Below are 24739 nucleotides of genomic sequence, written 5' to 3'. Positions count from 1 at the left end.
AAGTCCATCCCTCTTCTACTTGTGCTCAGCTTGCTACCGGGTGAAATATCATCCACAGTATTGCCGAGGGAGATTATGCCTACTACATCTCATCATTCTAGGAGGGTTTCTATGGAACAATTATTGAAGAGAAGTGAAGTACCTGCTGAGAATCGTTGGAAGCTTGAAGATATATTTGCCTCTCAGAAGGATTGGGATGCAGAATATGCTGAAGCTAAATCACTGATCAAAAAAGCTGCTGATTTCCAAGGTAAACTTGATTCCGCAGAAGCTGTGAAACAATGTTTTGAGCTGGATGACAAGCTGTCCGTCTCCACTGAGCGACTCTTTGTCTATGCTCATATGCGTCAGGATGAAGACACTGCTAATCCTGAATATCAAGCTTTGTCCTCCAAAGCGAAGAAGCTTGGGATCGAAGCAGGCGAAGCCTTTTCTTTTGTAACCCCAGAAATCTTGGCACTGCCTATTGAGAAGCTGGATCAATTTATTGCTGATCCTGAACTGTCCGCTTACACCTTCACTTTAAAAGAGATGAAACGTGAGAAAGCGCATGTATTGTCCAAGGCTGAGGAAGCTCTGCTTGCCCAAGTTGGAAACCTAGCACAAGCGCCTCAGAATATTTTTAGTATGCTGAACAACGCAGATCTGAAATTCCCTAAGATTAAAGATGAAGATGGCAAAGAGGTCGAGCTGACTCACGGCAACTATATCAAGTTCTTGGAAAGCTCCGATCGCGAGGTTCGCCGAAATGCTTTTAAAGCAGTCTATGACACCTATCGTAAGCAAAAAAACACCATCGCAGCAACGCTTAGCGCCAATGTGAACAAAAACGTCTTTTTCTCACACGTCCGCAAGTATCCATCTGTAATGGAAATGTCTCTTTACGGTGATAACATTCCAAAAGAGGTATACACCAACCTGATCGATACGATTCATGAGAGTCTTCCTTTAATGCACCGTTACATGAAGTTGCGTCAAAAGCTGCTTGGTGTGGATGAGTTACATATGTATGACCTATTTGCACCACTAGTAGATGAATATAAGCTGGATATCACGTACGAAGAAGCGAAGAAAATTACCAAAGAAGGCCTCAAACCGCTGGGTGAAGATTATCTGAATGTGCTGCAAAAAGGCTACGACAATGGCTGGATTGATGTCTATGAGAACGAGAATAAACGCTCTGGAGCTTACAGCTGGGGCCCTTATGGCACACACCCATACGTCCTGCTGAACCATAACGATAATCTGAACAGTATGTTTACTCTGGCACATGAGATGGGTCATGCTCTACACTCTTATTTTTCAGACAACGCTCTGAACTATCGGGATGCACAGTATACCATTTTCCTTGCAGAGGTTGCTTCAACTACCAATGAAGCTTTGCTTATGGATTATCTACTCAAAAAGTCTACAGATCCTAAGGAAAAAATGTATCTGCTCACTTACTATGCCGATCAGTTCCGGACAACGATTTTCCGGCAAACAATGTTCGCAGAATTCGAAAAGATCATTCATCAGCGTGTTGAAGAGGGCGATTCGCTTACCCCACAAGATCTTTCGAGTATCTACTACGACCTGAATGTCAAATACTACGGCAAAGAAATGGTTGTGGATCAGGATATCGAGATGGAATGGGCACGAATTCCGCATTTCTATAACAGCTTCTATGTTTACAAATATGCAACAGGCTTCTCGGCAGCGACTAGCTTTGCCAAACAAATCCTTGAAGAAGGTAAACCGGCGGTAGATCGTTACGTCGGCTTCCTGAAGAGCGGTGGCAGTGATTACTCCATCAATATTTTGTCAAAAGCAGGCGTTGACATGTCGTCTCCTGAGCCGATTCGCGAAGCGATGAGTGTGTTCGAAAGTGTTATCGAGCAAATGGAACAGTTGACCAAATAAGGCAGAGAGCTTAGTATTACATTAATCCCTTGCCCTATCTGGGCAGGGGATTTTATATTGTTATATCCCCCTGAGGAGGAAGAATTCAATGAGAATTCAATGGTCACTAATTGCGGGTCTAATCTTCGCGCTGCTAACCGCCATATTCGCAGTCATCAACGTTGATCCCGTTCAAGTCAATTTCGGTTTTGATGTGGTTAATATACCACTTATACTCGTTATTCTTGGCTGCGCGTTAATTGGCGGAATCATCGTGGGCTCTTACGGCATTTTTCGTCAATACAAACTACAAAAGCAAATTAAAAGCTTAACTGCTGAGCTTACCAAGCTTCGTGATGCCGACACTTCACTGGATTCTTTTAACACAGACAATGATGGCTTAACAGGAGGGCTTAACTAATGATTACCATTCAACCTAATGAAGACTACATACTTTCCATCCTAAAAAAATTACTCGACACCCCCAGCCCAAGCGGTTTCGCCGCACAGGTAATGACACTAGTTGCTGAAGAAGCAGCTGCGCTGAACGTACCTTTAAGCTGGAATGAAAAAGGCGGCGTAATTCTTAACGTCCCTGGCTTAGATCCCTCTCGTACTATTGGCATCAGCGCTCACGTGGATACACTTGGTGCCATGGTCCGCTCGATTAAAGCTAATGGCACACTGCGTCTGACCTCTGTGGGTGGCTTCGCCATGCACAGCATTGAGAATGAATACTGCACGATCCATACCCGTAGCGGCAAAACTTATACAGGAACCATCTTAACCAGCCATCCATCTGTTCACGTATATCCAGACGCCCGTGACTTCAAACGATCAGAGGAGAACATGGAAGTACGTATTGATGAGCTGGTATCTTCTAAAGAAGACGTACTCAAGCTTGGCATTTCCGTCGGAGATTTCATTTCTTTCGATGCACGTGCAGTGATTACGCCTAGCGGCTACATTAAATCCCGTCATTTAGATGACAAAGCAAGCGTGGCTGCCCTTCTCGGATTGCTGGAAAGTATTAAACGTGAAGGCTGGAAACCTCTCCACAACCTTTCTTTCCTCATCTCTAACTACGAGGAAGTGGGACATGGTACAGCTTGGATTCCTGGTGAAATCAATGAAATGATTGCCGTCGATATGGGCGCCATGGGTGATGATCTCAGCTGTAAAGAAACCGATGTATCCATCTGTGCAAAAGACTCTTCCGGCCCTTACGATTATGTTATGACAGGTCGTTTGATTGAACTGGCAGAAGCACTCGCAATTCCTTATGCCGTTGATATTTATCCTATGTACGGCTCCGATGCTTCCGCAGCGCTCAGAGGCGGAAACAATATCCGTGCAGCATTGATTGGCCCAGGTGTACATGCCTCCCACTCCATGGAACGTACGCATAAGCAAGCTGTAGTGAACACTGCTAAGCTTCTCGCTGCTTATGTGGGGACAAACTGAGGGTAGCTCTGGCAAGCTGAACCAGCTCTGGAGGCGCAGACAGGGACTTATCGTCTCACTTCTGGTGTTATTGATAGTGGGGTTAGCGCTATCGTTGTTTCTGGTATTTAGAAATCATAAGGAAGATCCCTTTAAAGGTCTTCCTCACGCCTATAGCTTTTTGGAAACAGTGAGTACAGATAACGTGCAGCTCTATATGATGTCACTTTCACCTGAGGATATTAAGCTCAGGGCCGCGGGTGTCCCTTTACGGCAAGTTAATGCATATGGGATTAACGGTGGTTTTTTCTATCAAGATGCGCTTTTATCCATGGCTATCATGAATGATACTCCAGTCAACGGAGCCCAGAAGGGTTATGGGTCTGGCTGGTTCAATGCTAAATACGCACGTGGAACCCTTGTCTGGGATAGTGCCAGCCGTAGCTTCTCCGTACAGGTTGTCTCTTCTGGAGAAGAATTGAAGATTACTGATCGCCAGCATTATTTTGCGCAAGGTGGCATTAGTATGAATCTGGGACACGAAGACTTATGGGAAGCGGCAGTAGCTGAAGAGCATCTTCCTTACGCTGATGAGAAACGCCTGCGCTCAGGCATGGTGTATGACAACACAGGAAAGCTCTGGCTGATTGTTACCCCAACGCTCTCAACAGCGGCAGAGTTCCGCTCAGCGATCCTCCAGACAGTTCCTGCTAAGGGTCTGGAGGGCATCTTCTTGGACGGAGATGGCTCTTCCCAGATGAATGCGAAGGAAATCATTGTACCCGGCGATTCTCGGTCTGTAGTACAAATGATTGCTGTGGACGGAACGAAATAAATAAGTAGAAAAATAAAAGAGTAGAATTCTCCAATTAGTGGAGGACCCTACTCTTTTTTTTTATTGGTGGTTCGCTTGTTCTTCAACAGACACTGCCGGACTTTCCGGTGGTCATCACTTACGGCTGGTGCTTACGGACCCAGATGGCGTTATTCGCAAATTATTAGCCTTTGGAGCATTGTTTCGGACCCAAGCGACGTTATTCACGCAAAAAAGGAACGTATCGGGTGCTTTTAGTGTCAATAGCGACTGTGGTGTCCGTTAACATTCCAAATGTGCAATAATGCTGCGTTTAAGGTCAGTGGTGTCCGGATAGTACTTCGTAAGTATTAATGTGATCTAAAAACAAGCATCAATCCCAGACTTGCTCCAGTTTATCTGAATAATAAGAAATGGCCTTACTGTAACTTCTTATCCCTTCATCCGCAGAGGTTTCTGCCAACAGCTTAAGCAGCAGCTCCATCGCTTGACTATGCTCTCCAAGATTGTGCAAGGTCATGGCTAGGAACGCCGGAAATTCCTTATTCTCCGGGTACTCCTGAACAGCCAGCATCAGAAGACCTTTTGACTTCTCGTATTCTCCGAGTGTCCGGTAGGTGCTGCCCAGTCCCAATAGAGCGCCAACTCTCTGCTCAGAAGGTAATCCTAACGCCAAGCTTTTCTCATAAAAGGGTACTGCCGCCCGCTCCAAACCCAGCACATCATGCGTCCAGGCCAATTGATATAGAAGTTCAGCGTCCCCAGCATTCTGCTCATATAGCTCAAACAGCATCATTTTGGCTTCTTCCGCTTTACCAGCGTTGCGTAGGGCTACGGCAGCTTTAAGTTTATCTTCCACACAGAGCCCTCCCCTATTTTCATTCAAAGCCATCCAACGGGTTTAAGCCTTACCAGCGATTTTCTCCGCAAGCTCGTTCAGATAGGTCCAGCGTTCCATAAGACGCTCCAGCTCTGCTTCGGCTAGGCGTTGCTCCTCTACTAGCTCCTGCAGCCTTCCAGAGTCAGCAAAAGCCGCCTCCATCTGTACACTAATATCCGTCAAACGTTGCTCTGCAAGCTCAATTTGCTCATCAATGCCCTCATATTCACGCTGTTCCTTGAAGCTGAATTTGAGTTTTGTTTTGGGAGCCGTTGAAGCTGCAGGGTTGCTGGCAGTGTCCGCGGCCTCTTTTTGCTTTGAGCTTCCTTCTTTGTTCGGTTCTCCAATGCGTGACGGTACATTTTTGGCCAGCCATTCTTCATATTCCGTATAATCGCCAACGTGAATCCGGATATCGCCATTTTCAAAAGCAATCAGCTTATCTATCGTACGGTCCAAGAAATAACGGTCATGGGATACGGTAAAGACGACACCCGGAAATTCATCCAGATAATCTTCCAAAACAGCCAATGTGCCGATATCCAAATCGTTCGTAGGTTCATCCAAAAGCAATACGTTAGGCGCTCCCATCAATACACGAAGCAGATACAAGCGTCTTTTTTCGCCCCCGGACAGCTTGGAGATCGGTGTCCATTGCATCGCAGGAGGGAACAAGAAGCGTTCCAGCATTTGACCAGCCGTAATCACACTGCCGTCTGCTGTCCGTATCACTTCTGCTTCTTCCTTCACGTATTCAATGGCACGCATACTGTCATCCATATCCTGATGCTCTTGTGTAAAGTAACCAAGCTTAACCGTAGCGCCAAGCTGAACTTCACCTTTATCGGGTTGCAGCTGACCTGCAATCATATTTAAGAGTGTTGATTTGCCGCTGCCGTTCGGGCCGACGATGCCCACTCTATCCTGGGGTACAGCGATATAGCTGAGATCTTTGATTAGCTGACGACCATCCAACGCTTTCGACAGGTCATTAATTTCAATGATCTTGCGACCTAAACGTGTAGAAGCCACAGAGATATCCAATGAACCGTTCGAGCTGCTTCCCGTACTCTCTTTCAGCTTCTCGAAGCGGTCGATTCTTGCCTTCTGTTTTGTTGAACGGGCTTTGGCACCGCGACGAATCCAAGCCAGCTCTGTACGCAACAGATTCTTACGCTTCTGTTCGGCAGAGGCTTCTCGTTCTTCTCGATCGGCTTTAAGCTCTAGAAACCGTGAATAGTTAGCTTCATAACGATAAAGCTGGCCACCATCCAGCTCTAGCATGACACTAGCCACACGCTCCAGGAAGTAACGATCATGCGTCACCATCAAAAGAGCGCCGCGCCGTTTCTGCAAATATTGCTCCAACCAAGCCACGGAATCCGTATCAATATGGTTGGTAGGCTCATCAAGAATCAGCAGTTCAGAGGGGGTAATCAGTGCAGCTGCCAGAGCCACACGTTTACGTTGTCCACCAGAAAGTGTGTCCATTAACGCATCAAACTTTAAGATGCCTAGCTTGGTAAGCACGCTTTTGGCTTCACTCTCCAAATGCCATGTTCCCGCAGCGTCGATCGCCTGCCCAATCTTTACTAGTTTTCCTTCCAGTTCAGCATTACCAGGCTGCTGTTCAAGCTGGGACATAGTCTCCATATACTCACGCATGGTAGCAAGGTCTGGATCATCCCCGGCGAACACTTGCTGCAAAACTGTATTCATAGGATCATAAGGAGGATTCTGCGCCAAATATTGTACTCTTACATTATTCCCGATGGCAATTTGTCCACCATCCGGAGTATCCAGACCGGCAATAATCCGTAAAAAGGTTGATTTACCCGTTCCATTCACACCGATCAAGCCAATTTTATCCCGATCGTCCATACCAAATGAAGCGTCGCTAAAGAGTACTTTCTCGCCATAACTCTTGGAAAGATGTTCCACGGTCATAATATTCATGCTATTTCCTCGCTTGCCTTATATTTTCATAAAACCGGCCCGCATCTAACCAATGCTATTTATCCGGTCTATCATCCTATCCAAAATTCAGGTGATCATGGCCCCTCTAATAAAAAGACCAGCAGCGAAATCAGCGCGTTTATACGCGTCCTCCTCCGTAAAAGACGGATCAAATAAAATATCCATCTTCAAACGATCCAGCATCCCTATGTAGGACTGTGCCATAAGCTCAGGCTCGGATGCTCCACCTTCTAATAATACCTTGACCACATCTTGCATGTACTGCTCCATAAATTGAGTCATATACGCCACTAATTCAGGATTATTGTTAGGGGCACGGAAAAAGAGCTTCGTATGCCGCTTGCGTTCATAATAATAATTCAGGTGATGTTTAGCAATGATCGACAGTTTACCGGCCAAAGTATCACTAGCCTTCAGCCTTTCCTGTAATTGCAGGAGAAATCCCTCACAATCGCGGCGAGTCACTGCCATGAATAATTCTTCCTTGCTCTTGAAGTATAAATAAACGGTGCCCTTTGCTATCCCGGCTTGCTCCGCCACTTCCGACATCTTCGTTTCGTAAAATCCACCTGAACCGAAGAGCTCGTATGCGGCATCCAGAATAGCAGTATGTTTTTGATTGGATGTGCTACTCATCGGTCCCTCCCTAAACTGTGCCGTTCAAAGCTTAAATTCAAATGCTAAATGATCATGCTCAGCAGTAAGGCTGCCGCACCTCCTAGGATAGAGCTGATGGCATTGACTGCGTCATTGCTCATCCACTTCCAGCCTCTTGCGTGTACAGCTGGAGCCCCACAATGCTGTGAGCCTTCCACTTCGCGGCCGCATACAGTACAGCGGTTCATCTGCTGCACGGTTGCACCAAGGATAGAGTCGGCAAAGGCGCCGACTAATCCTCCGGCAAGTCCTGCTAGGGTAAGCAGCACGAAAGAGTGATCCGGCATGCCGGATATCATACGCAGCAGCCAAGCTGACGCACCGATGAGTGCGCCTCCTGCTGCCGCCGCCAGCGTACCCAAGCTGGATACACCACCCGAAGCTCCGGCAGGAAGAACTTTACCCGTAAGGACAGAACGAGGCGGTTTCTTGCTCAGTGTTCCGATCTCCGTAGCCCATGTATCCGAGGTTACTGTAGCCATTACACCAATAAATAGGAACCCCCACAGCTCATGCGGGAAGATCGCATTCAGAAGAACCAGAACCATGCCAAGTCCACCGTTAGCAAAGACCTGCCCGGCATCGCGGCGGCCCGTCTTAGCATACGTCAGCTCTAATTCTGCTTTATTATCATGATGAAGTTTGGACAGCAGGCTTGAAGTGATGAAGAAGATCAGCAATATCCCAAACCAAAAAGCATTTCCGGCACCAAAATAAATAGTGCCCATCACTACCGCGGCAATCATGCCAGAGAGACTTAAAGACTGCTTCCAATATGCCGCTCCCGCAACAATCAAAGCGCCTAAAGCGCCAATAACCCACTGCATAGATTCATCTCCAACAGATCTATTAACCGATCAGGCAAGTCCCCATCAGCTTGTCGCCCCAGTACAGCTCGAAAGCGTCGCCAGCTACAGTAGGACCCACGCCTGCCGGAGTACCTGTAAATATCACATCGTCTTTCCCTAACCCGTAGCGCTCCGCGATAAAATCAACAATTTTTTGAAGTGAAAAAATCATGTTTTTAACATTGCCGCGTTGTACTTCCACCCCATTTTTCACCACTGTAAAATCAGTTCCCTCCAGCTCTTCCTTATCTGGAAACGCTATGTAAGGGGTGAGTGGTGCGGCATTTTTAAAGCCTTTAGCTGGCGTCCACGGCAAACCTTTCTTCTGCAGATCATTATGCACATCACGCAGCGTGAAATCCAGTCCCAGTGCCATAACATCTACCAGATCCTCCACGCTCATGCCTGGTGTATAATCACGTGCAATACGCAGTACAAGTTCACCTTCATAATGAATCTGACCCGCATCCTTTGGCAGCTTAATTACTGTTTTATCGAGGGAAACAGCCGCATGTGAGGGCTTCATGAAGATGAGCGGCTCCACGGGCACATTGTTACCCAATTCCTCCGCGTGTAGCTTGTAGTTGCGTCCAACACAATATAGATTATTAACAGCAGCGCACATAAACAGTCAGCTCTCTTTCCCATCGATTTGGATTATTTATACCTTCAGAAAGGTGTCGCCCCATATATCCGGGCGGTTTGTACAGATCATTATATCAGAATGCATGTCGGCTAAGCGACGCATCTCTTTCGCTTTGTTCACAGTCCAAGCCATAATTTCCACCCCACGCTCGGACAAAAGCTTAGCCAGTCTAGGATTCAGACGCGAGAAGCTAATCGAAAGTAAAGAGCAATCCAGTTCATGCAGCCTGCGTGCAGGATTGCCAAATCTGGAATCAAAGATCAATCCGGTGCGAAAACGGGGATCAATTTCCTTGACTTTTTTTAATGCTCCAGTATCAAAAGAGGTCAAGATCACGTCGTCCCGCATACCTTTTGCAGAAATAAGATCCGTCACCGTCTTCTCAATGCCAGGATACATATCTCCCACTGTTTTCAGTTCAATATTCAGATGCAATCTTCCGGAGGCTAGTGACAGCACCTCTTCCAAAGAAGGCACCCGCTCGCCCTGAAAAGAACGCCCTTTCCAGCTCCCCGCATCCAGACGCCGGATATATTCCCAGTCCATGTTCTTCACCTTGCCATGACCATTGGTCGTCCGGTCCAACGTATAATCATGAATGACAACAGGAACGCCGTCTTTGGAGAGCTGGACATCAATTTCCATCCAGTGCACATAGGGCATGGCAATCGCCATCCGAATGGCTGCCAATGTATTCTCTGGAGCTTTACCGGAAAACCCTCGATGGGCTACACACAAATTGTTCATCATAAGGACCTCCCAGGAACCCTATTTGGTAACTTGAGTGACTTTACCGTCGCTACCGATCTTTACCCGTCCTGCGGATAGAGCTTCTACTCTTTTTAACAAAAGCTTTCCATCCACTTCGTTCATCGGCACAGGCTGTGCTAGCTCGGCTTTCATAGGCTTCAGCTTTAAGGAGCATTGACCTTTTACACTACATTCCGCCTGAAAAACCGCAGTTTCCCAAGTGGCAGGCACTGTAGATCTCGTAAAAATAAAATTCCCGGTGCTGTAGGCAATCCATTTGCCCTTGTATGGCTCCACGCCTTGCAGCACGTGTGGATGGCCGCCAATGACAAGATCGGCTCCTGCATCGATAAAGCTATGGCCCAGCGACTGTTGCGTTTTATCATATTGTTCTACCCGTTCTTTACCCCAATGGACCACTACGACCACCAAATCGGCTTTCTTTTTGGCTGCAGCAATAGCCTTCAGTCCTTCTGCACTATCGTATACGGAGGCAAGTCCCGGCTTATTTTTCCCTGCCATCCAATCCGACGCAGGAATCACCCGGGTGAATCCCAGCAAAGCGATCTTAATGCCCTTACGTTCAAAATATTGCGCCGAATATGCTTCTTTACTGTTAAGCCCCGCACCCACATAAGGAATTCCTCTTTCAGCAAGGTGGTTAAGGGTATCCCGCAAGCCTTGCTCTCCTTGATCAAGCGTGTGATTATTCGCCATATTTACTGCGTCCACACCCGCTGACTTAAGCGCATCCAGAGCGAGTGGTGATCCTTTGAATACAAATTGCTTATTAGTGGCACTTACGCCACCTGTGGTCACTGGAGTTTCCAGATTCAAGATCGTAAGATCATCTTTCTTGAACAGACCCTCCAATGCGGCATACGAATAATCATAACCTTTCTTCTCCAGCAGTTCTCCAGCTTTCCCGGAAAATATAACATCTCCACCAAAATTCAAAGTTACCGTCTTACCAGACGCGTTATCATCTGACGGCAGACCAGACACTGCATCATTATTTGCTGCTTCCGAGCTGTCCTCATCCTTCGCAGGGGTCGCTGTCGCTTCAGGAGCTTGTGTTTCAATAATCTCTTCGGGCTCCTCCTGCGGTGTAGGCGTTGGCTCTGGAGTTGCCGTAGGAGAAGGGCTTGGCGTCTCTGTAGCTTCAGGCGTTGCAACTGCAACCACCGGAGGTGCTGTCTGAGGCTGATCACTACTCTCTGGTATAGGCGTAGCTGTCGCTTCTGCTACCGGAGGCGGTGAGGCGCTTTTCTTGTCAGGGTCATTCGTAAAGCTATAAGTCAATAACACGGTAATCATCAAAAGAAGACCTGCATTGATCCAAGCCCAGGCCGTTCTGCGCTTGCGTTTGCTCTTATGTTTGTTCTTTTGTCTAGAACGCGATCGCGGCGGATACATGGTTTCTGTGATCTCCTCTACTCTCAAATTGTTTTTATTATAGCATATCTATCACAGCACCCTACAAATAAGAGAGTCGATAGAAATAGAAAATTTTACTAACTAAAGAAAAACAGTGAAGCGCCTCATGCTTCGCTTCACTGTTTTATTTAGTCATCGTACTCACATTTCATTCATTAGCTGTTTAGCAACGCTTTCCGCAATAAGCTTGGACTGCTTGATGCAATCCGGCATTGCTATGCCATTAAATCCGGCGCCAATGACATACACACCAGGAAGCGAAGCCGCTAATTCTTTGCGGAATTCGGTAATATTATCAAGATGTCCTATAGGATACTGAGGCATGGAATGCTCTAAGCGGGTGATTTCCGTAAATATTGGATTCGCAGTAATGCCCATGATCTCTCGCAAATCTTTAAGCACAAGCTCCGTCAAAGCCTCATCAGGCAGCTGAACATTCTGTTCATCACCAGAACGACCCACATAACAGCGCAAAAGCACCTTATCATCAGGAGCCGTATGCGGCCATTTCGTAGATGTCCATGTGCAGGCAGTAATATTTCGCCCTTCTTTACGAGGCACAAAAAAACCTGATCCATCATATTCGTTAACAATATCCTTTTTGTTAAAAGCCATGACTAGATTCGCTACTGAAACATAATCCACCGCTTCCAGCGCCGTAACCTCCATATGGGGACGAAGTAAGTCAGCAGCCGAAAAGTTAGGCGTAGTGATATATACATCATCCGCAAGCAACCGTTCGCCATTCTCCAGCTCTACCTCATAAATAGAAGGACTCCCAACAGCCTGAATAGAAACTACGTTAGATTCCGTCCGTTGTTCTACATCATGCAGCTCATAAATCAGACTATGCACGAGACTTTGCAGCCCTTTGCGGAACGTCAAGAAGGTACTCTGTGTAGTACCTTCCTGTGCCTTTTTATTCTTTCGCCCTGTGCGCATTCCACGAATAAGGCTGCCGTACTGTTGTTCTAATTGTCCAAATTGCGGAAAAGTAGCATGCAGGCTAATTTTTTGTATATCTCCGGCGTACATGCCAGAGAGGAGTGGCTCGGTTAAGTTCTCCAGCACTTCAGACCCTAGACGGCGCTCAATAAGCTCACCAAGCGATTCGTCCTCATCATTACGCCGCGGAGGAAGAATAAAATCCATCATCGCACGTATTTTGCCCCCAAACGAAACTAACCCACTTGATAAAAAAGGTTTCAGTTCGGTAGGGATACCGAGTACAAGACCGTTTGGCAAAGGATTAAGCTTGTCCCGCTGCAAGATATATCGCTTCTTAGCAAGAGGGTTAGTGGATACCAGCTCGTGATCCAATTCCAATTCCTTAGCCAGCTCGCACATCTCCGCCCTTTCCGCCAGAAATGAATCCGGTCCCTTTTCAATCACAAAACCATCGCGATGTAAGGTTTCAATCTTTCCACCGAGGTTTTTCTCTTTCTCAAGCAAGACAATATCAGGCTTAATACCCGCTTCTTTATAAAATTTACGAATATAAAAGGCGGCGCTGAGTCCGCTCAGCCCTCCGCCTATGATAACAATTTTTCTTGTGGGGCCAATCATGATTGAGCGGCCTTCATCTGCTCCAGTCGTTTACGAATTACATCGCTCAATACAGACATATATGCGGGATCACTATTCAGTGAGTCAATCCGCATAAGACGCATATCAAGCTCTGCAGCTACGGCTGTTGCCTCAATATCGAGATCGTACAGTACCTCTAAATGATCGGATACGAATCCGATAGGGGCCACCAATACGTATTCCACCTGTTCTTTACTAAGCTGTTGCAGCGTGTCCAGAATATCTGGACCAAGCCACGGTTCAGCTGTGCGGCCAGCACTTTGCCAAGTAAACTGCCAGTTGGTTATGCCTGCTTGAGCTGCAATTGCCTGCGAAGTTTCCAGCAGCTGATCCCGATATGGATCACCCATAGCCAGAATACGTTCTGGAAGACTATGAGCGCTGAATAATACGCGAATCTCATCACGGGTCGCACCTGCTTCAATATATTGATCCAGCTTCGCCGACACTCTTTGGCTTAACACATCGATCAATTCAGGATGCATATGGTAACTCTCCACAAAACCCATGTCAATCTTGCATGCATCAGCCTTTTCCTGCGCACGCTTGATGTAGCTCCCTACACTCATACTGGAATAGTGTGGCGCCAAAACAATACCCACTGCTTGAGTAATGCCATCCTTCGCCATAGCCTCCACGCCGTCCTCAATAAAGGGACTGGCATGCTTCAAGCCTTGATAGCAGACAAATTCAACATCTGCTCCCGCTTTATCCGCATTTAATGCTGCTTGTAAAGCTTCTACTTGCCGGTCTGTATTCTCCCGCAGTGGGAATACCCCCCCGACGATTGCTTCATAACGGTCGGTTAACTCTTTAAGCTGCTCCGCTGTTGGCGGATTCCCCCGTCTAATATGCGTGTAATAAGCTTTAACATCTTCTAGGCTCTTAGGAGTGCCATACGACATGACGAGAACACCTATTTTTACTGTCACGGATTCCGTCCCCTTTACAATTTAATAGCGTGGAACATATAAATTCTTATATTTTTACGAACGTTGCTTAGCCGTTTCTTGTAATACTTCCTGAGAATAAGCGTGAATATACTCCGTCAATTCTCTAAGTTTGTCTAATGAGGCCTCCGGGAATAATCCATGGCCCAGATTGAAGATATAACCTGGCTCAAGCACACCTTCATCGATCAGTGCTTTCGCGCGTTCTTTCAAGAGGTCCATCGGAGCTGTAAGCAAATATGGATCAAGATTTCCTTGAATCGCAAATTTATTGCCTATTCTGCGTCGGCCTTCAGTCAAGCTAACTCGCCAATCCAGCCCGATTACGTCTGCTTGAAGCTTCGTAAGGCTTGGCAGCAATTCTCCAGAGCTTACGCCAGGAAAGTATATTTTAGGTACATCAAGATCAGATAATTCGGAAAAAATACGAGAAACCGTCGGCAGCACGTACGTTTCAAAATCGCGTGGAGCAAGCGCACCAACCCAACTGTCGAACAATTGGAAGGCTTTGCCTCCACTCCGCACATGACTTCGGAGGTAAGTGATAATCATATCGCCCAGCTTGTCCATCAGCATTTCCCAGACACGGGGTTCACTGTACATTAGCTCTTTCGTACGGATATATCCTTTGGAAGGTCTACCTTCGATCAAATAGCTGGCAATTGTAAACGGCGCGCCTGCAAAAGTGATCAAAGGAACGTCCAGTTCCTTATCCAGAATAGCAATCGTTTCCAAAATGTGGCTCAGATCACCCTCCACATCAATGGGTTTTAGTCTCTCCACATCAGCTGCACTACGGATCGGATTCTCAATCACTGGACCGATATCCTTAACGATATCGAATTTCACTCCGATTGAAGCAACTGGATTCATAATGTCGGAATACAAAATGGCCGCATCCACACCCAGCTTGCGAACGGGCATCATGGTTACTTCTGCCGCCAGCTCAGGCTGCTTGCAGATTTCAAGCAACGAATACTTTTCCTTAATTTTACGGTACTCGGGATCATAACGGCCGGCCTGCCGCATGTACCATACGGGAACGTGCTCCGTGTCCTGCTTTCTGCAGGCGCGGATAAAAGTGTCATTGTAGGTCATGATAAGATCTCCATTATATTTTATTAGATTTTTTTAATCGGCATATCTACTATTATGCCCTTTTTAAAAGCTTGTAACAACTAATACGAAGAGTTTGGAATGACAATCCTATGACATTACTATGACATGTGTTGCACACATGAAGCTGCAAAAAATGATATACTGATAAAATGGCATTTTTTCCGTGAATCATATATTCTCTGAAATTCTTTGAAAGGATGTGAAAGCACTATGAAGAAATGGGAGACCTGGAAGGTCAACCTCTTAGTGCTTTGGTTCGGGCAATTTTTGGTGAATGCTGGAATGACAATGATTACACCCTTCCTGACCTTGTACCTTGCGAAGGATCTTGGTGTCCAGGGTGAACATGAAATTGGAATCTGGGCGGGACTTATTTTTGCCGCAAACTTCTTAACCTCTTTCATATTCCAGCCATTATGGGGCAAGCTTGCAGACAAATATGGACGCAAAATCATGTTGCTGCGTTCCAGCTTTGGGATGGCTATTGTCATGGTATTAATGGGCTTCGCACAATCCCCTTTACAGCTGCTCCTGCTCCGTCTCTTAAACGGTACAATCTCTGGCTTCAATCCCGCCTCCATCGCACTGGTGTCAGGTACTACCCCCAAAGAACGTATGGGCTTCTCCATGGGATTGATGCAATCAGGATCTGTAGCAGGAACAATTCTAGGGCCACTGATTGGTGGCTTACTTGCCGATTTAATCGGATTTCGGCCGATTTTTTATGTCGTTGGAGCCTTGCTCTTTATCGCCTCTCTGCTGGCATTATTTCTTGTTAAAGAAAAATTCGACCGCGCCGAAGCCGCACAAGAGCCACAGGTTTCTGTACTCGCAGGCTTGAAGGAATTAATCAAAATCCCTCAGCTTCCAGCTCTATTCGGTGTAACCTTTCTGCTGCAATTTGCAATGATTAGTCCTATGGCCTTGTTGCCACTTTATGTAGAAAAATTAAATGGACCCGCTGAGAATATAGCCTTCTTGGCCGGGATGGTCAGTGCCGTTACAGGGATCTCCAATATGCTGGCTTCTCCCTTGCTTGGGAAGCTAAGTGACAAAGTCGGCGCACATCGTATTCTGACCTATGCGTTAATTGGCGCTTCACTCTTCCTAATTCCGCAGGCATTCGTAACTAGTGTCTGGCAGCTGATTATAGTCCGTTTCCTAATGGGAGTCTTCATGGGCGGACTGTTGCCCAGCGTTAATGCGCTTATCCGCTCCTATACCCCTGACGGAAAAGAAAGCCGCGCATTCGGCTTCAACAGCAGTACATTGGCGCTAGGCAATATGCTGGGAGCTATCTTGGGCGGCTTTCTATCAGGTTACATCGGAATTGAGGGGCTCTTCATTATATCCGGCTGCTTGCTGCTGGTTAATACGATTTGGGTTCGATTGAAGCTGTACAAAGTAACAACACCGCGGTTATTTCGCTAATCAGCTATTTGACCATCGCTAGTGCCAGTCCATCATAGGCAGGCAGACATGTACTGATAAGGCGTTCATCCGTGGCGATCATCTCATTAAAGTGGCGCACAGCCAGGATGGCAGGACCATTTCTATCTGTATTTAAGGTCCGTCCACGGAGAAAAATATTATCACCCGCAATGATCGCTCCTGGATTGGCCAGCTTGATGGCATATTCCAAGTAGTTAGTGTAGTTCAACTTATCTGCGTCAATGAAAAAGAAATCGAACCTAGCGCCCTCTGCTTCCAGTGCCTTCAAGCTGTCCATTGCGGGTCCTATTCTATACTCCGTAGTATCGCCGAAGCCTGCCAGCTCTAAATTACGGCGGGCAAGCTCGGCATAGTCGGCTCTCAGCTCTAGCGAAGTCAGTGTGCCACTTTCAGAGAAACCGCGGGACAAACAAATTCCGCTGTAACCGCCAAGTGCGCCAATTTCCAAAATACGCTTAGAGCGAGACAGTCTAACTAGCATGGTGAGCAGTCTTCCGTACCCTGGCTCGACAGACACCGGCGGCATGCCTGCTTGGACGATTGCTTCTTTTACTTGAAGCAGAATTTCGTCCTCTGTATAAAGTTGTTCACTGTATTCTTCTTGCGTAAGCATAAAGATTCTCCTTTGAGGATCCCCCGTTTGCTCATAGTAAGGGATGACGGGGAACATTTTATGATTTATGGAATGCCGGGCATTGTGAAGTGTCCCACATTCCCCTATACTTGTATGGATGCTTTAAAGGACGACAATGCCGTCTCTTCTTATTGTACTGGCTTTTTGTATTTATCTACAAGTTAAACGGAGTTGAGAGTATTTGAGCAAATTACAATTAATCGCTACTGCCCCTATGGGTTTAGAAGCTGTGGTAGCACGCGAATTAAACGAACTGGGTTATGAGACCAAGGTCGAGAACGGACGAGTATTATTCAGCGGTGATTACATCGATATCTGTCGCTGTAACTTGTGGCTGCGTACATCTGACCGCGTATTGGTTAAAATGGGCCAATTCCCTGCTAAAACCTTTGACGAGTTATTCGAAGGGGTTAAAGCGTTGCCTTGGGAAGACTGGATTCCAGAGAATGGAGAATTCCCGGTTGAAGGACGGTCCCATAAATCACAACTAACGAGTGTACCCGCTTGCCAAGGGATTGTCAAAAAAGCTATCGTCGAGAAGCTGAAGCTTTCGTATCATACAGACTGGTTCCCGGAGAACGGTCCTCGATATGTGATCGAAGTGATTTTATTAAATGACATCGCTTTGATCACATTAGATACCACAGGACCCGCGCTTCACAAACGGGGTTACCGCAGACATGCAACAGAGGCTCCGCTGAAGGAAACAATGGCTGCTGCACTAATCCAGCTTAGCCGCTGGAATGGCCATCGGCCGCTTTTCGATCCATGTTGTGGTTCGGGAACACTGTTAATTGAAGCTGCCATGATCGCTTGGAATATTGCTCCAGGACTACGCCGCTCATTTCCATCTGAACATTGGCCAGTCATCCCCAAACATCTTTGGGAAGAGGCTCGCGAAGAAGCTTTCGATGCGGTGCGCGATGATTATCCTTTGCAATTAACAGGTACGGACATCGATCCAGAAGCAATTGAAATTGCTGAAGCTGCCGCCAAGAGTGCTGGACTGTCCGGAGAAATTACCTTCAAAGTGATGGCTGCCGCCAAAGCAAGACCTGAAGGAGAATATGGTTGTATCATTACTAACCCTCCATATGGGGAACGGATCAGTAATGACAAAGAAGTGGAGAAGCTGACCCGCCAGTTTGGTGAAATGATGATATATCTGCCAACATGGTCATTTTTTGCGATCAGCCCTTACAAGGAATTCGAACAATTTTACGGTCGTAAGGCAGACAAACGCCGCAAACTGTATAACGGACGTATCGAGTGTCAATATTATCAATACTTGGGTCCACTTCCACCTAGAAATCCGAAATAATTAGGATCACCATTGCTTTGAATGCAGAACGGACATCTACCTCGTATGAGGAGGGTGTCCGTTTTTCTCCGAGTATAAGACTGTTTTAGTTTAGCGCCTATAACTTTTCGCTCATATATTTCTATGAGAAACGTTTATCATCTGAAAAAGACAACAACATTGTTTATTCTGGTTTTATTTATTTTCTGTGTTAGGAGGTTTTATAATGTCTGACTTTCCATCAATTCGGAGCAACAGAACCGTAACAAGTACAATAGCTGCTGTGATTCGCTCCCGATATATCGGTTATCTCCTTTTTCTTGGCATCATGCTGGCCAAGTTATTATTTCTGCATAGTGGGCTGCATGCTCCCAATATAGATATGAACCGGCAGGACAAATGGATTGCTGTAGGTTCAGTCATGTTATTGTCTTTTTGGACCCTGTGGCTTCCCCGCCGGGGACAGACGATAGCGTTGTTAAGTATAAACTTGCTTCTGACACTGCTTATTTATTCGGATATCGTCTACTATCGTTATTTTCAGGATTTTATCACGGTACCCGTATTGTTTCAGGCTGGACAGATGGATGCGCTTGGTGGAAGTATCTTCGCCCTACTGCGTCCTTCCGATCTTTATTTGTTCGCTGACTGGCTTCTGCTTATTGCCTATGGAATCGGAATAGGGTTCTACCACCGGAAAACCCATACATACTTGTCTAATGCCGCCCCTCGCCGTTATGGGCAATCTCACTCTTATTCTCAAACCGGTTATTCCCGCCGCTCTTCACGCCTGAGCAGGATGCTAAAAAGAAGCGTGAATGGCATCGTTGCTCTGGCGCTAGGTTGCGTGCTAACCTTTGGACCTATACACACCTACGCTACTACCTGGGCTAAAGATCTATTCACTGGCAACTGGTGGAGTCTGGCGATGTATAACGTAACCGGACTAATCGGTTTTCACGGTTATGATATTTACTTATATGCTAAAGATCATCTAGGTCCGCAGCCCGAGCTTTCGCAAGAAGAAGCCACCTCAATGCAGCTCTGGTTCAATAAACAAAACACTGAGCAAAATGCCAATAATGACAGCTTTGGAAAATACAGCGGAAGCAACATCGTTGTTATTCAAGCTGAAGCTTTTATGAACTTTGTAGTTGGACGCTCAATATCCGGCCAGGAGATCACGCCTAATCTGAACGCTCTAATCAAAGAAAACACCTATTTCAGCAATTACTACCATCAGACCTCACAAGGACGAACTTCCGATGCGGATTTCACGTCCAACGCTTCCCTGTACCCGCTGGTCTCCGGCTCGGTATTTGTCCGTTACCCGGATCATCAGTTTGACACGCTGCCTGCTATTTTGAAATCAAAGGGCTACAGTACCAATGCTTTTCATGCGTACGAAGGCAGCTTCTGGAATCGGCAGATTATGTATAACGCGATGGGTTATGACCATTTTTATAACAAAAAAGACTATACAATAGACGAACCTCTAGGCTGGTCTCTGGGTGACAAATCCTTTTTGCGGCAATCCCTCGATATTATGGACACTTCAGAAACGATAAAGCAGCCTTTTTATTCATTTTTGACTACACTATCCAGCCATCATCCTTATTCTCTCCCTGCAGATAAACAAGGGCTTGATACTGGAGAGTTCAAGGGCACGATCTTCGGAGATTATTTGCAGGCTGTTCACTATACGGATGAAGCTTTAGGGGAAATGGTCAAAGAGATGAAGCAGCGTGGGCTGTGGGATAATACCATTGTTGCATTCTATGGAGATCATGATAATTCGATTCAGGAGACCTCTTATTACGAACAATTTCTCGGCAAAAGCCTTAGCGCACTCGATATGCAGCAAATAATGCATCAGGTTCCCTTGCTCATTCATCTGCCAGGCTCTAACGCCTCTGTCCTTGATTCAGCTCCAGCTGGTCAGTTGGATCTTACACCTTCCTTGCTCCATTTGCTGGGGATCTCACGTGATCCTTATTATCTCATGGGCAATAATCTGTTTAGCGGGCATGAGCGTCTTGTAACGCTGCGATCCGGCGCCTATGCCGATGCAAAGCTGTCTTATCTCCCCAGCGAAAATGGGCAATTTGCCAGCGGAACCTGTTATAGTCTCGAAAGCCGCGAAGCCGTTGACGTAGGGGAGTGCAGTATCGGGTATGAGACCAGCAAGCTCCGGCTACAGATCTCCGACGATATCATGAAATATGATGGAATCAAGAAGCTCAAGAACACACAATCTGCACCTTAAGCTTACATCCGGGTAAACGAAGAGACTATCCAAAAAAAACTATCGAAAACGGCTGCTGCGATATCCTCTCTATGTTGGACATTTACCACTTGATCGTTGTTGGAAGCACGTTTGGTTTTCCGACTTAAATACGTAAAGTATCTCACTAAAGGACACAGCTGACCCTAAACGCAGCATTATCCGAGATTTGGAATGCTAACGGACTCCAGAGCAGCTATTAGCCTAGAAAACGCCGATATGAGCCTCTTTTTAAGGAATAGCGTCTCTGGGGTCCGAAATCTTGCTTTAAAGGCTAAAAACAGGCAAATAACGTCATCTGAGTCCGTAACTCCTGTGGGATGGTGGAATGATAGGATGGTGGGCTCGATGAGACGGTGAGATGGTGTGACGATGAGATGATGAGACGGAGAAATGATGGGATGATGGGCACGATTGAAGTAAGCCGTCAATGGCCAGAAAACGCAGAGCAGCGATCCTCCAAATTAACAGGAGAATCGCTGCTCTGTTTACTTTTACTTATTCTGAGAATGAAGAGGGATCGACCCTATTATCTTAGTTGATAAGAACTCAGTATTATTTCTGAACGGAGGGCTGTTTGATAAAAGCTTCCGCTTTCTTCAACACTTCATCCTCCGTTGGAGCACTCACATAACGACCATTCACATAAACAAAAGCCCGTTTACCACATGGACCGCAGTACGACTTGCAGCCGACCTTGATCTCGGCATCAGGTGCCATTTTTTGCAGCTTAGGGATAATACTTTTCAACTTCATGAAATTACATTCATCGCACACTTGTATTTCGTTAGCCATGGAGCAACCCTTCTTTGTGTTCGAAATTTACAGGCGAATGTTTAGTGATCGCCGTGATTACCTTTAGAGGGATTCGTAATGACAAAACCTTCTTGTGGAAGATACAAATAATCAACGACCACGCCATCAAGGAGTGGTTGGCTCGGATCAAGAATAACATCGATTTCTTTATCTGTCGATACTACAACATCGTTCTCTTTAGGCGTGTCCAAGTCCAGTCCGTAGTGAGCATGATCACCGTGTGCATGTGTAATTGCTACGCGCAGCTTCAACTCACTGTTTCCTTCAAGCTCCATTTGTTTCTTTATCACTTTAGCCGCATTACGGGTAATTTTGACCTTCATCTATATTCCATCTCCTAGTCCGAAAATTAAATACTCAATTACTTATTTTAAAGGTAAATGACATCTAAAAGCAACTATATTGGCTAATTAGCTCTGAAGTTCTTGTCGAAAATGTGCGGTGCTATCCTTCACCCTGCTGAAGGGTAGGATATTTCCGGCCCATTCGTGACACGAACCAGCCCATTAGCAGCATGGTCACTCCAATATCATCGATCGGAATAAATGGCATGAAGTCCGGCAAGACCCAATAGAGCAGTACTGGAATTGTAAATAACAGCTTGTCCCCCATTGCTACTTTAGGGGAGCGGATGTATTGCCAGGAGCTACTGAAGATATGGGACCATTGTTTTAGTGACAGTATTTTTTTCAGTTTCATGGTGACCCTCCTCCCAAGTAAAAAGGATACAGCCGCGGATAACGTGTAGTGACGACAGCGGCCATACCCTATGGTTTATTTTACGCAAGTTTACTGCAAATGTTTCATAATTATTTCACATTGGAAAGGAGCGTTGCTAATATAAGTCCTGTTTCCAGGGTCATATCTTCAAAATCTGCTAGTGGCAGCGGATTTTTGCCAATCCCAAGCTCCACAGTAAATCCAGGTTTGCGGAAGGTCTGAATAAACCAATCCTTATATCCGGCATCACTTCCCGTCAGCTCCACTGCCCGGTAACTGCTCGCAACTGCCAGCTGCGCGGCTAATTCGCGGCTCTCGGGAGGCTCATACCCGCGGTAGTTCCAATAAATCTCTCCTCCTTGGCTATGCAGAGACACTGCAGCTTCGCCAGGCGCTTCCTCAGCCAGGGCTGCCAGAGCAGCTGCTTCAGGCTCACTCAGCGGCTCAGGGCCGCTGTAATCCCGAGGTGAGGGCTGCCTTACTCCCCGACGTTCCCGCTCCTCTTCCCAATGAGCGGGAAATTGATCCCCAAGATCCACACCGCGGATGTTAGCTTTCCAATGCCGGAAGCTGCTTCGTCCACCATTCCATCTCATGAGGTCATCATAAAACGGATGGTCAGGCAAAACCCCTTCCTGAACCAGCTCCACACCATCTGGATTAGCCATAGGCACGACCCATAATGTCCAGTTTTGGAACCAAACCTCAGGGTTATGTCCATTCCATTCCAAGCCTTCAGCATAAGCTGCTGCATACTCCTCTATGAAGGACATCAAGCACGGCGAAGTCAGCCATTCATTGGCATGCAAAGCGGCGTTAACATGCAGATGACGAGTGCCGTTCCCGATCTTGAGTACATGGAGTGGCTTGCCGAGTACGCTCGTGCCTATTGTGGCTGCTTGTATAAACGGGTATTGGACAAGCAAGCTGTCAATGTCACTCTCAACATCAGCCGGACCGTACTCCCCGCGCAGAAACACCACGCGGTCTGGAATCGGGGGTGGAATGACAAGTATTTTTCCAGGTGTACAGCAGCGCCCTGAGGTCACACCAGGATTAAGCTTCTCCAAATCCTCTAAATTCACATTAAATAATGAGGTTATCCGTTCTGGAGTGTCCCCTTCCTGCACAGCATACCTTTTACGCGGCGAAGATGGCAGAAATAAAACCTGGCCTGGGTATAAATAAGACTGCCTCCCAACCCATGGATTACCTTGAATAACATGCTCAGGTGTTAATCCATGTAGAGCGGCAATTCGGCTTACGGTATCTCCCCTGTTTGCAATATATTGTCGCATTAGGTCTCATCCTCTCGGCCTTAAATTGCTGATACAGCAATACAAAAACAGCGGCATACAGCACTTAACTCTATTGTATGCAAGCGCCACTACCCGGCATGAAGGAGAAATGAATCACAAGAAAAAACAACGTCATCGCCCTTTATAGATGGCAACCATTTCTCATGAAAATAAGGATATTACAGATCCGCAGCGTATAAATGCTTATATTTCAAAAAAACAGACTGGGAAATGTGCTTTCCCAGTCTGTTTTTCTTTTTACACTCCCATGGAGTTTGTCCCTATTCAATTCAACATTGCTCCTGCTTATAACGTGGATACTTGCCACACTACTGGAGTACGTCTAATTTGTTCTCCAAGCCAGTCTCGCGCGATGCTTTGAAACATCTCAGCATCACCGCTGCAGAAGAACTGATGAATTGGACTTTCATCGCCGATGGACAGCTTGCCTTTGTCATATAAAATTGTGCTGATCTCACGAGCGGTCTCATCTGCAGAACTGATCAGCTTGACTCCTGATCCCATAGTCTCACCAATGGGTTCTACAAGAAATGGATAATGAGTGCATCCTAAAATTAAAGTATCGATGTTAGTGTCTTTAATGCCTTCGAGTGCCTCTTCTACGATATCGTAACTTTTCTCTGAGCGGAACTTGCCTTGCTCGACAAGTGGGACAAGCGCTGGACAGGCTTGACTTACAACCTCAACAAAAGGGGACAACTGCTTTAATGCGTTAGTATAAGCTCCGCTGTTGATGGTTCCTACCGTACCGATCACGCCGACATGTCCGCTTTTGGTTGCGCTAATTGCTGCGCGGGCTCCGGGATGAATCACCCCAATTACAGGGATAGAGACCTTGGCTGAGATATAATCGAGTGCCGCAGCTGTTGCGGTATTACAAGCGATAACGATCATTTTAGGATTAAACTGGATCAAATAATCTACAATTTGTTCAGTAAACAGTTGTACTTCCTCGGTCGAACGGGGTCCGTACGGAGCTCGGGCAGTATCTCCGAAATAAATGATCTTCTCCCGCGGGAGTTGCCTCATCACTTCTTTGACAACTGTTAACCCTCCCACACCTGAGTCTAATATTGCTATAGCTTGCTGCACGAACACACCGCTTCCTTCTACTTGTTTTGTGTAGCTTATGTAAGGTGAAAACAAAATGTACCTGGCTTTCAGCCCCAATTGCAGATATTACTCCTTTTGCCCTCTTAGTTCAAGACTAGTCTTCTTCCATCAT

At 46.4% G+C, this 24739-nt stretch carries 24 protein-coding genes; 8 read left to right on the top strand and 16 right to left on the bottom strand.

Going from position 1 to position 24739, the window contains the following annotated elements:
* Positions 1–111 precede the first annotated feature (111 nt).
* From pepF to NST94_RS09975, 4 genes are all read left to right on the top strand, one after another.
* Positions 112–1902 (top strand): oligoendopeptidase F, encoded by a 1791-nt coding sequence (pepF, locus tag NST94_RS09990; protein WP_076280964.1) that lies wholly within the window; start codon positions 112–114, stop codon positions 1900–1902.
* Positions 1903–1990: 88 nt separating this feature from the next.
* Complete coding sequence (locus tag NST94_RS09985; RefSeq protein WP_042126298.1) at positions 1991–2302, top strand: lipopolysaccharide assembly protein LapA domain-containing protein; 312 nt, start codon at positions 1991–1993, stop codon at positions 2300–2302.
* Positions 2303–2304: 2 nt separating this feature from the next.
* On the top strand, positions 2305–3345 hold the full coding sequence (locus NST94_RS09980) for a M42 family metallopeptidase (RefSeq protein WP_076301375.1): 1041 nt from the start codon (positions 2305–2307) through the stop codon (positions 3343–3345).
* A gap of 169 nt (positions 3346–3514) precedes the next feature.
* Positions 3515–4159, top strand: a complete 645-nt coding sequence (locus tag NST94_RS09975) for a hypothetical protein (RefSeq protein WP_339281914.1) — start codon at positions 3515–3517, stop codon at positions 4157–4159.
* Between the two features lie 352 nt (positions 4160–4511).
* Here NST94_RS09975 and NST94_RS09970 read toward each other — a convergent pair whose 3' ends face one another.
* From NST94_RS09970 to hemE, 10 genes are all read right to left on the bottom strand, one after another.
* Complete coding sequence (locus NST94_RS09970; RefSeq protein WP_248549266.1) at positions 4512–4997, bottom strand: tetratricopeptide repeat protein; 486 nt, start codon at positions 4995–4997, stop codon at positions 4512–4514.
* Positions 4998–5039: 42 nt separating this feature from the next.
* Positions 5040–6974, bottom strand: coding sequence for an ABC-F family ATP-binding cassette domain-containing protein (locus tag NST94_RS09965; protein WP_036689259.1), 1935 nt, complete (start codon positions 6972–6974; stop codon positions 5040–5042).
* 87 nt (positions 6975–7061) lie between these two features.
* Positions 7062–7631: a TetR/AcrR family transcriptional regulator gene (locus tag NST94_RS09960; protein WP_036689257.1), complete on the bottom strand. Its 570-nt coding sequence runs from the start codon at positions 7629–7631 to the stop codon at positions 7062–7064.
* 44 nt (positions 7632–7675) lie between these two features.
* Positions 7676–8479, bottom strand: a complete 804-nt coding sequence (locus tag NST94_RS09955) for a DUF92 domain-containing protein (protein ID WP_036689254.1) — start codon at positions 8477–8479, stop codon at positions 7676–7678.
* Between the two features lie 22 nt (positions 8480–8501).
* Positions 8502–9125 carry a fumarylacetoacetate hydrolase family protein gene (locus NST94_RS09950; RefSeq protein ID WP_076301226.1) on the bottom strand — a complete coding sequence of 208 codons (624 nt, stop codon included), beginning with the start codon at positions 9123–9125 and terminating at the stop codon, positions 8502–8504.
* 36 nt (positions 9126–9161) lie between these two features.
* Positions 9162–9896, bottom strand: a complete 735-nt coding sequence (locus NST94_RS09945) for a glycerophosphodiester phosphodiesterase family protein (protein ID WP_256718962.1) — start codon at positions 9894–9896, stop codon at positions 9162–9164.
* An 18-nt stretch (positions 9897–9914) separates the two neighbouring features.
* Positions 9915–11312 (bottom strand): CapA family protein, encoded by a 1398-nt coding sequence (locus NST94_RS09940; protein WP_076125103.1) that lies wholly within the window; start codon positions 11310–11312, stop codon positions 9915–9917.
* Between the two features lie 162 nt (positions 11313–11474).
* Positions 11475–12899, bottom strand: coding sequence for a protoporphyrinogen oxidase (hemG, locus tag NST94_RS09935; RefSeq protein WP_076301227.1), 1425 nt, complete (start codon positions 12897–12899; stop codon positions 11475–11477).
* The gene (gene hemH, locus NST94_RS09930; protein WP_076191329.1) at positions 12896–13852 is read right to left on the bottom strand and encodes a ferrochelatase; all 957 of its coding nucleotides are present in this window, start codon (positions 13850–13852) and stop codon (positions 12896–12898) included. Before hemH ends, hemG begins: the two co-directional genes overlap by 4 nt.
* Positions 13853–13906: 54 nt before the next feature.
* The gene (gene hemE / locus NST94_RS09925) at positions 13907–14968 is read right to left on the bottom strand and encodes a uroporphyrinogen decarboxylase (protein WP_076125097.1); all 1062 of its coding nucleotides are present in this window, start codon (positions 14966–14968) and stop codon (positions 13907–13909) included.
* A gap of 231 nt (positions 14969–15199) precedes the next feature.
* Between hemE and NST94_RS09920 the strand changes: the two genes are divergently transcribed.
* Positions 15200–16420 (top strand): MFS transporter, encoded by a 1221-nt coding sequence (locus tag NST94_RS09920; protein ID WP_038569803.1) that lies wholly within the window; start codon positions 15200–15202, stop codon positions 16418–16420.
* Between the two features lie 4 nt (positions 16421–16424).
* Here the strand turns inward: NST94_RS09920 and NST94_RS09915 are convergent, their stop codons facing one another.
* Positions 16425–17054 carry an O-methyltransferase gene (locus NST94_RS09915; RefSeq protein ID WP_076184347.1) on the bottom strand — a complete coding sequence of 210 codons (630 nt, stop codon included), beginning with the start codon at positions 17052–17054 and terminating at the stop codon, positions 16425–16427.
* A gap of 202 nt (positions 17055–17256) precedes the next feature.
* Between NST94_RS09915 and NST94_RS09910 the strand changes: the two genes are divergently transcribed.
* The 3 genes from NST94_RS09910 to NST94_RS09900 all read left to right on the top strand — a co-directional run bounded on the left by NST94_RS09910 (position 17257) and on the right by NST94_RS09900 (position 21201).
* Positions 17257–18396 (top strand): class I SAM-dependent RNA methyltransferase, encoded by a 1140-nt coding sequence (locus tag NST94_RS09910; protein ID WP_036689227.1) that lies wholly within the window; start codon positions 17257–17259, stop codon positions 18394–18396.
* A gap of 205 nt (positions 18397–18601) precedes the next feature.
* Complete coding sequence (locus NST94_RS09905) at positions 18602–20641, top strand: LTA synthase family protein (RefSeq protein ID WP_076191321.1); 2040 nt, start codon at positions 18602–18604, stop codon at positions 20639–20641.
* 395 nt (positions 20642–21036) lie between these two features.
* Entirely contained in the window at positions 21037–21201 is a 165-nt protein-coding gene (locus NST94_RS09900; RefSeq protein ID WP_175617317.1) for a hypothetical protein, read from the top strand.
* Between the two features lie 13 nt (positions 21202–21214).
* Here the strand turns inward: NST94_RS09900 and NST94_RS09895 are convergent, their stop codons facing one another.
* The 5 genes from NST94_RS09895 to racE all read right to left on the bottom strand — a co-directional run bounded on the left by NST94_RS09895 (position 21215) and on the right by racE (position 24606).
* Complete coding sequence (locus NST94_RS09895) at positions 21215–21454, bottom strand: DUF1450 domain-containing protein (protein ID WP_036689224.1); 240 nt, start codon at positions 21452–21454, stop codon at positions 21215–21217.
* 41 nt (positions 21455–21495) lie between these two features.
* Complete coding sequence (locus NST94_RS09890) at positions 21496–21798, bottom strand: heme biosynthesis protein HemY (protein ID WP_036689223.1); 303 nt, start codon at positions 21796–21798, stop codon at positions 21496–21498.
* Between the two features lie 121 nt (positions 21799–21919).
* Positions 21920–22174, bottom strand: coding sequence for a hypothetical protein (locus NST94_RS09885; protein ID WP_076125091.1), 255 nt, complete (start codon positions 22172–22174; stop codon positions 21920–21922).
* A 110-nt stretch (positions 22175–22284) separates the two neighbouring features.
* Positions 22285–23493, bottom strand: a complete 1209-nt coding sequence (locus tag NST94_RS09880) for a M14 family metallopeptidase (protein WP_076125089.1) — start codon at positions 23491–23493, stop codon at positions 22285–22287.
* Positions 23494–23799: 306 nt separating this feature from the next.
* Complete coding sequence (gene racE / locus NST94_RS09875) at positions 23800–24606, bottom strand: glutamate racemase (RefSeq protein ID WP_036689641.1); 807 nt, start codon at positions 24604–24606, stop codon at positions 23800–23802.
* Between the last annotated feature and the right edge of the window lie 133 nt (positions 24607–24739).

The organism is Paenibacillus sp. FSL H8-0282 (assembly GCF_037963825.1).
In the GTDB taxonomy this organism is placed as follows: domain Bacteria; phylum Bacillota; class Bacilli; order Paenibacillales; family Paenibacillaceae; genus Paenibacillus_AQ; species Paenibacillus_AQ odorifer.
The sequence above is the reverse complement of the archived record's forward strand: the minus strand, read 5'-3'. Positions and strand labels throughout refer to the sequence as shown.